The following is a 12,117-nucleotide window of genomic DNA, read 5'->3' as shown; positions in this document are numbered from 1 at the left end:
GACGTCCCTCGAGACCGAATCTTGCAAAAAAAAGATGACTATTCCTGACATGATTTTGGGCCGGTTTTTTCCGGCTCAACCAAGGCGAGGCTATCGCTCGTCGAGCCTTATTGGTTCTCGGTTCGCACCATGAAACCTACGCGGAAGTGACTGCCAAATCTAACGCTGCAACGTGAGCAAACACGTCACCAAAACTATTTAGAAAATCGCGATTGGTAACAATTCCCAAGTGAGTATCGTCTATCACAGGCGCGTCAAACATCTCTCCGCGAGTAAAGGGAGACCAGTCGTGTGTCCAAGAGGGGCGTTTGCTCAAAGCAAGTGTTTTCCAGCAATGAATGTTTGCGCCGACGGTTCCCGCGGTAAATTCTCTTCCTTCGAAGAGCGCTATATGACGGTCAACGATATCCGCAATGATAATTGGTAAATCGCTTGGTGGTATGCCCATATCGGCTAGCAGTGATGCGTAACGGTCAAGTTGGGCAAGACGGTGCGCCTTTTCATCCGGACTGTAATCTGAATGGTCAGACTTACTCAGCACCGGGGTATCGATCAGTCCAAGAAACAAGACTTGAGCGCTCCGTGCCTCAAGTTCATGCGCCACTTGTACCGCAAGCCACCCTCCCAAGGACCATCCCGCCAAGCAATATGGCCCGACAGCATCGATCGACTGAACATGATCAGCGTACAACTTTGCCAAGCCATTAAGATCCATAGCGATAGTAGATATGCCGGGAAGAAACGGTGAATTGACCCCGAAAACCGACGCCCTGCCATCCAATGCACGTGCAAGCTCACGATATGCGATTGCAATTCCGTAATCTGGATGTAGGCAAAACAAGCGTATGCGAGAACGCGACCGATTGAGCAGATGTATGAAAGGGGGCACTACCTTATCAGCGGCGCTGCTCTTTTTTGAAAGACCGTTGATCGTAGGATACGTTAGCAGATCGATTAATGAGATCCGCTGATCGCTCGATTGCTCCAGCAGGGAAATCACTTTTAGAGCTGAGAGCGATGTCCCCCCGAGCATGAAGAAGTTGTCGGTGACGCCGATGTCGTCGCGCTTCAGCACCGCCTTCCACACCGCCAGGAGACGTGCCTCCGTCTCGTTGCGCGGCGCCACGATCGTCCGTTCCGACTGCCCGTCCGGTTCCGGCAACGCCTTCCTGTCGATCTTGCCGTTCGGCATCAGCGGCAGAGCATCCAGCACCATGACGGAGGCCGGCACCATGTAGCCGGGAAGCGCCTGCTCGAGACGTGAGCGCAGATCGTCGGCGTCCGCCTCTCCGGCGGCATAGGCGAGAATGTGCCTGTGCTCGCCCTCGCCGGCGATGACGGCAACCGCGTCACGCACGCCGGGAGCGGCACGCAGCGCCGCTTCGATCTCGCCGAGCTCGATGCGGAAGCCCCTCAGCTTGATCTGGTTGTCGAGACGGCCGAGGAAGTCGACGACACCGTCGGGCCGCTGGCGCACCAGATCACCGCTGCGGTAGAGCCTGCCGCCCGGTCGCGTCGGATCGGGCACGAAGCGCTCCGCCGTCAAGCCCGGCTTGCCGACATAACCCCGCGCCAGCGTCTCGCCGCCGATGCAAAGTTCGCCCAGACCACCCACCGGCGCCTCGTTGCCGTCCCGGTCTATCACGAACGCACTGCGCGACGGATAGGGGACGCCGATATTGACGGTGACGTCGTCGCCGTCGGATGCCTCCGTCCGGCGATAAAGGCAGGCGATGGTGGTCTCGGTGGGACCGTAGAGATTGTCGAGATGGATGTGGCTGAGCGGCCCCTCCTGCCACCGCTTCAGCGCATCGCCGGGCAGGCCCTCGCCGCCCACCGTCACCTGACGCAACGCCGGCATCTCCTCGGGAAGGTCGTGCAGCCATTGTTGCCAATAGGCCGTGGGGATGCGGGAGAAGGTCACCTTCTCTTCCGCCAGCTTGCGGGTGAGCGTGGCAAGATCCCATAGCTGCGGTCCCCGCATGAGCACCTGTCCGCCCTGGGTCAGTGCCGGCAGCAGCTCGTGCAGGGCGACGTCGAAGTTGATGGTGGAAGACTGGAGAACCTTGTCCTCAGGCCCGATCCGATAGGTATCGAGGAAGTCGTCGAGATGGAGGCTGAGGGCATGATGGCTGATCGCCACCCCCTTGGGCATGCCGGTCGAGCCGGAGGTGTAGATGACATAGGCGAGCTGGTCGGGATGAACGGGTTCCTCCCAGCGGCGCTCGGCGCTCTCGCCGTCGACATCGGTGACCAGCACCACGTCGAGGCCGGACAGAAGATCACCAAGGGTCCCGGCGGTGGCCGGATCGCAGATGATCTTGCGCACACCGGCATCCTCGATCATGTGGCGCAGGCGATCGGCCGGATAGGTCGGATCGAGCGGCACGAAGGCGCCGCCGGCCTTCAGCGTGCCGAGCAGGCTGGCGACAAGACCGATCGAGCGCTCAACGGCAAGACCGACACGCTCTTCCGGCATAATGCCGAGCTTCTTCAGACGCCGCCCGATCCGGTTCGACCAACCGTCAAGTTCGCCATAAGAGATACGCTCGCCCTCGCACGAAACAGCCTCCGCTTCCGGATGAGCAGCCGACTGCGACGCAATGCGGGGCCCAATGGAGCGGAAGGTATGAGGAACCAGTGGCTGATGAGGTGTGGCAGGCGAAGTGTTAGAGATGATGGCGGCATCGCCATCTGACGCTCCCACCTTGTGTAGGATGCCGCGTAGGTCTCGCTGAGTATCTCAATGATGTCAGGTTCAAACAGGTCGAGCGCATAATCGAAAGCGAGCCGGAGATTGAGGCCATCGTCAACAATATCCAAAGTGAGGTCGAATTGAGCTATCTGCGTGCGGCTGGATGAAGATCGCCCTTTGGTCGATTGCGGTGAGGCCTTCCCAGAAGCCCTTTTTTGATCGAAGCTGCACATGACCTGGAAGAGCGGTGTCTGGCCGAGGACACGCTCGGGCTGGAGAGCCTCGACGAGCTTTGCGAACGGCAGGTCCTGATTGGCCTGCGCTTCGAGGACACGGTCGCGGACCTGATCGAGCAGATCCCCGAAGGTCATGTCGCCGCGCACGTCGGAGCGGATGACGAGCGTGTTGACGAAGAAGCCGATCAGGCCCTCGGTCTCGACACGCTGGCGGCCGGCCACCGGCACCCCGACCCGGATGTCGCTCTCGTTGCAATAACGATAGAGCAGCACGTCGAAGGCGGCCAGCAGCGTCATGAACAGCGTGGCGCCATGCTCGCGCGACAGCTTGCGCAGCCGGTCGGCGACATCGGCGGGGATCTCGCAGGTTACCCGGCCGCCTTTGTTCGAGCGTGGCCCCTTGGGCTTGCCGGTGACCGGCAGCTGGAGAACGGGATGTTCGTCGCCGAGGCGGTTCTTCCAGTAGTCGAGCTGGCCCTTCAGCGCCTCGTCGTCGAGCCATTCACGCTGCCACAGCGCATAGTCGGCATACTGGATCGGCAGTTCCGGCAGGTCGGGCTGGCGGCCATCGAGGGCGGCCTCGTAGAAGGCGGAGAACTCGCGCACCAGGATGTCGATCGACCAGCCGTCGGAGACGATGTGGTGCATGGCGAAATGGAGGACGTGCTCCTGCTCGCCGAGATGGAACAACTCGATCCGCAGCAGCGGTCCCTGCTCCAAGTCGAAGGGTGTCTGGGCGGCGCGGTCGAGGCCTTCCCTCAGCGCCGCCTCGCGGGCCTGATGATCGGTGATGGCGGCAAGATCGTGCTCGGTCCAGCCGAAGACGGGTTCCGGCTCGATGACCTGCCAGGCCGTGCCGTCGACATCCTCGAAGCGGGTGCGCAGGCTCTCGTGCCGCCGCACCAGGCCGGTCACCGCAGTGCGCAGCGCCGGCACGTTCAAAATACCATCGAGACGGACCGCTCCGACGATGTTGTAGGCGGGGCTGTCCGGCTCCAGACGCCACAGGAACCACAACCGCTCCTGCGCATGCGAGAGTGGAACGCAATTGTCACCAGCAGCGCGCTTGAGGACCGGGAGGTCTGACGTGAGATAACCCTCTACTCGTAATTTTGACCTAATTCGTGTGCGAACGCCCTCAGGAAGTTTTCCATATTCTTTCAGTAGATCTCCAATCTCGTTGGTTCTCATTGGTTTGCCTCGCCTGCAGATGCGCGTTCAATCAGACTTGCCAGCGCTGACGCGATCCCTTCACGCCTATTGAAGATATGACTCGAAAAGGTCGAAATCTGCGGATTTCGGAGAACTTGCTCCACGGACACTGTCGTTGCAAATTCGAGCGAAATCGCAAATGCGACCCGAAGAGCTAGCAGCGAATCGCCGCCGAGCATGAAGAAGTTATCGGTGACGCCGATATCGTCGCGCTTCAGCACCGCCTTCCACACCGCCAGCAGACGTGCCTCCGTCTCGTTGCGCGGCGCGACCCGCTCGGTGATCAGCGCGGTCTCCGGCTCGGGCAGTGCCCTGCGGTCGAGCTTGCCATTGACGGTGAGCGGCATGGCGTCGAGGAAGACGACCGCGGAAGGCACCATGTAGGCCGGCAGGCGGTCGGCGAGATGCTCGCGCAGATCCTCGGCCGAGGGCTCCTGCTCTTCCGATCCGGCGGCCACGACATAGGCGGCCAGACGCTTGCCACCGTCGTGATCGTCGATGGCCAGCACCGCCGCTTCGCGCACGTCCGGATGGGCGAGCAGCGCCGCCTGGATCTCGCCGAGCTCGATGCGGTGGCCACGGATCTTCACCTGGAAGTCGTTGCGGCCGATATATTCCAGCTCGCCGTCGGGCAACCGGCGGGCAAGGTCGCCGGAGCGGTAGAGCCTGCCGCCGGGAACCGACGGGTCCGGGATGAAGCGTTCGGCGGTGAGGCCGGGTCTTCCGAGATAGCCGCGGGCAAGGCCGGCGCCGCCGACATGCAGTTCGCCGGTCGCACCGAGCGGCACGACGTTGAGATCGGCATCAAGCACGGCAAGCGACAGGTCGGGGATGGGTTCGCCGATCAGCGAACGGGCCTCATCTGCGGTGTCGTCGAGAGAGACAGGCCGATAGGTGACATGCACGGTCGTCTCGGTGATGCCATACATGTTGATGAGGCGCGGCGCAGCCTTGCCGCGCTTCTCCAGCCACGTCCTGAGTGCCGCAGGCTCAAGCTTCTCGCCTGCGAAGATGATCACTTTGACGGTAGTGAATGGCGCTTCCGCACGCAGATCCTCTTGCATCAGCGGCAGGAAGGCGGATGGGGTCTGGTTGAGGACTGTGACCTTCTCCTCGCGCAGCAGGCGGTGGAAGGCGGGCGTATCCCGGGATGTCCAGAAGGGCACGACGACCAATCTGCCGCCGGTCGCCAGGCAATGGAACAGCTCCCAGACCGACACGTCGAAGGCATAGGAGTGGAACAGAGGCCACACGTCCTCGGGCCCGAAGCGGAACCACCGGGCCGTGGCATCGAGCAGGCGGGCGATATTGGCATGCGTGACGCCGACGCCCTTGGGCGTTCCCGTGGATCCGGAGGTGTAGATGACATAGGCGAGCTGGTCGGCATGGACCGGCTCGTCCCAGCCCGCGCTGCTCTCGGCATCAAGGTCCGAGACGATAACGATGTCGAGACCCGACAGCAGATCACCCAATACCTCGGCGCTCGCCGCGTCGGCCACCACCTTGGTGAGGCCCGAATCCTCGATCATGTGGCGCAGGCGGTCGGCGGGATAGGACGGGTCGAGCGGCACATAGGCCCCGCCCGCCTTCAGGATCCCGAGCACACCTGCCATCAGGCCGGTCGACCGCTCAACGGCTAGGCCGACCCGCTCTTCCGGCCGAACGCCGAGGGCCTTCAGACGACGGCCGATCCGGTTCGACCAGCCGTCGAGTTCGCCGTAGCTGATCCGCTCGCCCTCGCAGGTGAGCGCCTCAGCGTCTGGACGAAGTGCCGCCTGCTCCGTGATGCGGTCGATCACCGCCCGGAACGGATGATCGGCGAGCGGCGCATATGGCGCCTCCACCTTTGGCCGGACCGTGCGGAGCGGCTCGCCGGCATCCAATGCGCCAGCGAGGGAGGTCAGGATCTCGGCGTAATCCGTGCCGATCTGCCCGACTGTATCGGCGTCGAGGCGTTGGCCGTCCCAGGACCATTTGATCTCGACGGCGCCGCCAGGAACGACGGTGACGGTGAGCGGATAGTGTGTCTTCTCGGCTGTGTCGGCCGCGGTGGTGGCGAGACCGGTGTCGGCCTTGCGCAGCTCCTGATCGACGGGATAGTTCTCGAAGACGACGAGGGTGTCGAACAGGGCATCGCCGGTGCGCCCGGTCCATTGCTGGAGATCGGCGAGCGGCGTGTGCTCATAGGCCCGGAGCTCGGTGTTGCGGGCCTGCAGGTCGCGCAGCCACGGGCCGACGCTGGCATCGCCGGGCACGTCGACGAAGATCGGCAGCGAGTTGATGAACAGCCCGAGCATGCGCTCGACGCCGGGCAGCTCGGCAGGCCTTCCCGAGACCGTGGCCCCGAAGGCCACCTGCGGCCGGTTGCCGTAGCGCGACAGCAGGATCGCCCATGCTCCCTGCATCAGCGTGTTCAGTGTCACCTGATGGGTCTGGGCCGCCTGACGCAGCCGCTCGGCCAGATCGGCGTCGATGACGGTGCGCCGGTGATGCACGCCGGGTTCGGGGTGGCGCGGCCGCCCCAGGCTCTGGGTCAGCGTCGCCGGCTCGTCGAGCCGCTCGATCTGCGCCCGCCACCACGCTTCTTCGGGCGACGGCTGGCGGCGCAGCCAGGCCAGATAGTCGCGATAGGGGACCGGAGCCGGCAGGTCGGCGGTGCGGCCCTCGCGTCTTGCGCCGTAGTCCTGGATGATCTCGCCCATCAGCTGGGCGGTGCCCCAGCCGTCGGTGAGCACATGGTGATTGGTCCAGACCAGGTCGTGGCCGCCGTCGGGACGGGCGAACAGGTTGACCCGCATCAGCGGCGCCTCGGCAAGGTCGAAGCCGCGCGCGAGGTCGTCGGCACGCCATGCCGCGAGCTTCTCCTCGTAGCTGGCCGCCGTCTCGGCCGACCAGTCGTGCTCGGCATAGGGCAGCGGCACGGATCGATGCACCACCTGCAGCGCCTCGCCGCCATGGCGCCATTCGAAGTGGGTGCGCAGGATGTCGTGACGGGCGATCGCCGAAGCCCAGGCATTGCGCAACGCATCCCGGTCCAGATCCCCCGACAGGCCGAGGCGGAGCTGATAGATGTAGACGCCCTCCCCCTGCAGCATCGAGTGGAAGATCAGGCCCTGCTGCACCGGGGTTGCCGGGTAGATGTCCTGCACATCGTCGAGCGGCAGGTTCAGAAGTTCAAGCTGCGACTGGCTCAGGCCCGCAAGCGGGAAGTCGGAGGCGGTGCGGGTCGGCCTGGCCGTGCTGCAATGGTCGATCAGCGCGGCGAGGTTCTGCTCGAAGGCCGCGGCCAGATCGCGGACGGTCTCCTCGGCGATGACGCCGGGGCTGAAGCGCCAGGACAGCGACAGCTTGCCGTCGGCAACGAGGCCGTTGAGATCGAGAACATGGCTCATCGCCGAGGCGGGATCGACGGATGCGCCGGCGCTCTCGGTGGCGAAGCCGAAGCGGCCGCCCTTGTCGATCGCCTGATCGAACTGGCCGAGATAGTTGAAGCCGATCTTCGGCACGGGCAGCGCCGCGACGTCGGCACGGATGCGATCGTCGGCAAGGTGGCGCAGAAGCCCGAAGCGGAAGCCCTTGTCGGGGATCGACCGCAGCCGTTCCTTGGCGGCAATGAGCGCCTCTCTCGGATCGGCATGCGCCTCCAGCCAGACCGGGAACTGGGTGGTGAACCAGCCGACCGTGCGGCTGAGGTCGACCTCGTCGATGACGTGCTCGCGGCCATGGCCCTCGAGCTCGATCAGGACGCCATCCTTGCCGGACCATTCCGAGATGGTGCGGGCCAGCGCTGCGAGAAGAACCTCGTCGGCCTGGGTGCCATAGGCGCGCGGCGCCTCCTGCAACAGCTGGCGGGTGCGCTTGCGGTCGAGGCCGATGCCGACGACGCTGCTGGCAGCGATCGTGCGGTCGGCGTCTTCCGGCTCATCAATCGGCAGCTCCGCTATCGCGCCGTCAAGCTGGCCGCGCCACCAGCCGAGCTCGGCGGTGACCTCGGGGCTTGCCGCATAGGCGCCGAGCTTCGTCGCCCACACGCTCCACGGCGTCGTCCGCGACGGCAGGGTGATGACCTCGCCGGCCTCGGCCCGGCCATAGGCCTCCTGAAGGTCCTCCAGGATGATGCGCCAGGAGACGCCGTCGACGGCGAGATGGTGGATGGCCAGCAGCAGCCGGCCGTCGCCGTCGGGCAGCGTGAAGTAGCCCGCCCGCATCAGCGGCCCGGTGCTCAGGTCGAGACTGCGCTGGATGCGCTCGCCCTCTTCCTTCAGCCGTTCCTTCCAGTCGCGCTCGCCGGCAAGGTCGATGATCTCCAGCACGGAGGCTTCCTCGCCGTCGTCCCTGAACAGCCACTGGTGCCATTGCTGGTCGCAGGCGCCCATGAAGCGCAGCCGCAGCGCGTCGTGGCGCCGCACGATCGCGTCGATCGCCGCCGACAATGCCGTTGCGTCGAGACCGCCCTTCGCCTTGAGCAGCACCGACTGGTTCCAGTGCGACGGCGGCACGGCATGGCGTTCGAAGAACCAGGCCTCGATCGGCGTCAGCGGCAGTTCGCCCTCGACCTCCTTCTGCAGCGCCGGGTCGAAGCCGGACGGCTCGGCCAGTGTGGCCAGCAGGTCGATGCGTGGTGCCTCGAAGACCTGCTTCGGGGTGAGCCTGAGGCCGGCGGCCCTGGCGCGGGCGATGATCTGCAGCGACAGGATCGAATCGCCGCCGAGCATGAAGAAGTTGTCGGTGACGCCGATGTCGTCGCGCTTCAGCACCGCCTTCCACACCGCCAGGAGACGTGCCTCCGTCTCGTTGCGCGGCGCCACGATCGTCCGTTCCGACTGCCCGTCCGGTTCCGGCAACGCCTTCCTGTCGATCTTGCCGTTCGGCATCAGCGGCAGAGCATCCAGCACCATGACGGAGGCCGGCACCATGTAGCCGGGAAGCGCCTGCTCGAGACGTGAGCGCAGATCGTCGGCGTCCGCCTCTCCGGCGGCATAGGCGAGAATGTGCCTGTGCTCGCCCTCGCCGGCGATGACGGCAACCGCGTCACGCACGCCGGGAGCGGCACGCAGCGCCGCTTCGATCTCGCCGAGCTCGATGCGGAAGCCCCTCAGCTTGATCTGGTTGTCGAGACGGCCGAGGAAGTCGACGACACCGTCGGGCCGCTGGCGCACCAGATCACCGCTGCGGTAGAGCCTGCCGCCCGGTCGCGTCGGATCGGGCACGAAGCGCTCCGCCGTCAAGCCCGGCTTGCCGACATAACCCCGCGCCAGCGTCTCGCCGCCGATGCAAAGTTCGCCCAGACCACCCACCGGCGCCTCGTTGCCGTCCCGGTCTATCACGAACGCACTGCGCGACGGATAGGGGACGCCGATATTGACGGTGACGTCGTCGCCGTCGGATGCCTCCGTCCGGCGATAAAGGCAGGCGATGGTGGTCTCGGTGGGACCGTAGAGATTGTCGAGATGGATGTGGCTGAGCGGCCCCTCCTGCCACCGCTTCAGCGCATCGCCGGGCAGGCCCTCGCCGCCCACCGTCACCTGACGCAACGCCGGCATCTCCTCGGGAAGGTCGTGCAGCCATTGTTGCCAATAGGCCGTGGGGATGCGGGAGAAGGTCACCTTCTCTTCCGCCAGCTTGCGGGTGAGCGTGGCAAGATCCCATAGCTGCGGTCCCCGCATGAGCACCTGTCCGCCCTGGGTCAGTGCCGGCAGCAGCTCGTGCAGGGCGACGTCGAAGTTGATGGTGGAAGACTGGAGAACCTTGTCCTCAGGCCCGATCCGATAGGTATCGAGGAAGTCGTCGAGATGGAGGCTGAGGGCATGATGGCTGATCGCCACCCCCTTGGGCATGCCGGTCGAGCCGGAGGTGTAGATGACATAGGCGAGCTGGTCGGGATGAACGGGTTCCTCCCAGCCTTCGGCGCTCTCGCCGTCGACATCGGTGACCAGCACCACGTCGAGGCCGGACAGAAGATCACCAAGGGTCCCGGCGGTGGCCGGATCGCAGATGATCTTGCGCACACCGGCATCCTCGATCATGTGGCGCAGGCGATCGGCCGGATAGGTCGGATCGAGCGGCACGAAGGCGCCGCCGGCCTTCAGCGTGCCGAGCAGGCTGGCGACAAGACCGATCGAGCGCTCAACGGCAAGACCGACACGCTCTTCCGGCATAATGCCGAGCTTCTTCAGACGCCGCCCGATCCGGTTCGACCAACCGTCAAGTTCGCCATAAGAGATACGCTCGCCCTCGCACGAAACAGCCTCCGCTTCCGGATGAGCAGCCGACTGCGACGCAATGCGGGGCCCAATGGAGCGGAAGGTATGAGGAACCAGTGGCTGATGAGGTGTGGCAGGCGAAGTGTTAGAGATGATGGCGGCATCGCCATCTGACGCTCCCACCTTGTGTAGGATGCCGGCGTAGGTCTCGCTGAGTATCTCAATGATGTCAGGTTCAAACAGGTCGAGCGCATAATCGAAAGCGAGCCGGAGATTGAGGCCATCGTCAACAATATCCAAAGTGAGGTCGAATTGAGCTATCTGCGTGCGGCTGGATGAAGATCGCCCTTTGGTCGATTGCGGTGAGGCCTTCCCAGAAGCCCTTTTTTGATCGAAGCTGCACATGACCTGGAAGAGCGGTGTCTGGCCGAGGACACGCTCGGGCTGGAGAGCCTCGACGAGCTTTGCGAACGGCAGGTCCTGATTGGCCTGCGCTTCGAGGACACGGTCGCGGACCTGATCGAGCAGATCCCCGAAGGTCATGTCGCCGCGCACGTCGGAGCGGATGACGAGCGTGTTGACGAAGAAGCCGATCAGGCCCTCGGTCTCGACACGCTGGCGGCCGGCCACCGGCACCCCGACCCGGATGTCGCTCTCGTTGCAATAACGATAGAGCAGCACGTCGAAGGCGGCCAGCAGCGTCATGAACAGCGTGGCGCCATGCTCGCGCGACAGCTTGCGCAGCCGGTCGGCGACATCGGCGGGGATCTCGCAGGTTACCCGGCCGCCTTTGTTCGAGCGTGGCCCCTTGGGCTTGCCGGTGACCGGCAGCTGGAGAACGGGATGTTCGTCGCCGAGGCGGTTCTTCCAGTAGTCGAGCTGGCCCTTCAGCGCCTCGTCGTCGAGCCATTCACGCTGCCACAGCGCATAGTCGGCATACTGGATCGGCAGTTCCGGCAGGTCGGGCTGGCGGCCATCGAGGGCGGCCTCGTAGAAGGCGGAGAACTCGCGCACCAGGATGTCGATCGACCAGCCGTCGGAGACGATGTGGTGCATGGCGAAATGGAGGACGTGCTCCTGCTCGCCGAGATGGAACAACTCGATCCGCAGCAGCGGTCCCTGCTCCAAGTCGAAGGGTGTCTGGGCGGCGCGGTCGAGGCCTTCCCTCAGCGCCGCCTCGCGGGCCTGATGATCGGTGATGGCGGCAAGATCGTGCTCGGTCCAGCCGAAGACGGGTTCCGGCTCGATGACCTGCCAGGCGGTGCCGTCGACATCCTCGAAGCGGGTGCGCAGGCTCTCGTGCCGCCGCACCAGGCCGGTCACCGCAGTGCGCAGCGCCGGCACGTTCAAAATACCATCGAGACGGACCGCTCCGACGATGTTGTAGGCGGGGCTGTCCGGCTCCAGACGCCACAGGAACCACAACCGCTCCTGCGCATGCGAGAGCGCGACACGGTTCTGGCCCGCCGACCGTGGCAGGATGGCGATCTCGGCGTCGACGCCGGGAAGCTTCTCCAACTCGGCGGCCAGATCGCGCAAGACCGGCGTTTCGAAGATGAGGCGGAGCGGGATGTCGCGATGCAGGTCCTGTCGGATGCGCCACAGGACGCGAACGGCAATAAGCGAGTGACCCCCGCGTTCGAAGAAGTTGTCGAGGGCACCGACGGCGTCGATCCGCAGCACGTCGTGCCAGATGCGGGCAAGGCGCTTCTCCATCGCCGTCGCCGGAGCGACATAGATCCGGCTGGAGCTTGTCTCGGGTGCCGGCAGC

3 protein-coding genes are annotated in these 12,117 nt (G+C 64.7%); all 3 read right to left on the bottom strand.

Annotated elements, in window-relative coordinates:
• Positions 1–136 precede the first annotated feature (136 nt).
• From ACYJL1_RS05950 to ACYJL1_RS05940, 3 genes are read right to left on the bottom strand one after another with little or no spacing between them, the layout of a single operon-like run.
• Positions 137–2,545, bottom strand: coding sequence for an amino acid adenylation domain-containing protein (locus ACYJL1_RS05950; protein WP_460897949.1), 2,409 nt, complete (start codon positions 2,543–2,545; stop codon positions 137–139).
• Positions 2,494–4,122 carry a condensation domain-containing protein gene (locus ACYJL1_RS05945; RefSeq protein WP_460897472.1) on the bottom strand — a complete coding sequence of 543 codons (1,629 nt, stop codon included), beginning with the start codon at positions 4,120–4,122 and terminating at the stop codon, positions 2,494–2,496. The genes ACYJL1_RS05950 and ACYJL1_RS05945 overlap by 52 nt, the downstream gene beginning before the upstream one ends.
• Entirely contained in the window at positions 4,119–12,062 is a 7,944-nt protein-coding gene (locus tag ACYJL1_RS05940) for an amino acid adenylation domain-containing protein (protein ID WP_460897948.1), read from the bottom strand. Before ACYJL1_RS05940 ends, ACYJL1_RS05945 begins: the two co-directional genes overlap by 4 nt.
• Positions 12,063–12,117 lie beyond the last annotated feature (55 nt).

This window comes from Phyllobacterium sp. K27 (assembly GCF_054796155.1).
This window is presented reverse-complemented; position numbering and strand designations above follow the sequence as displayed.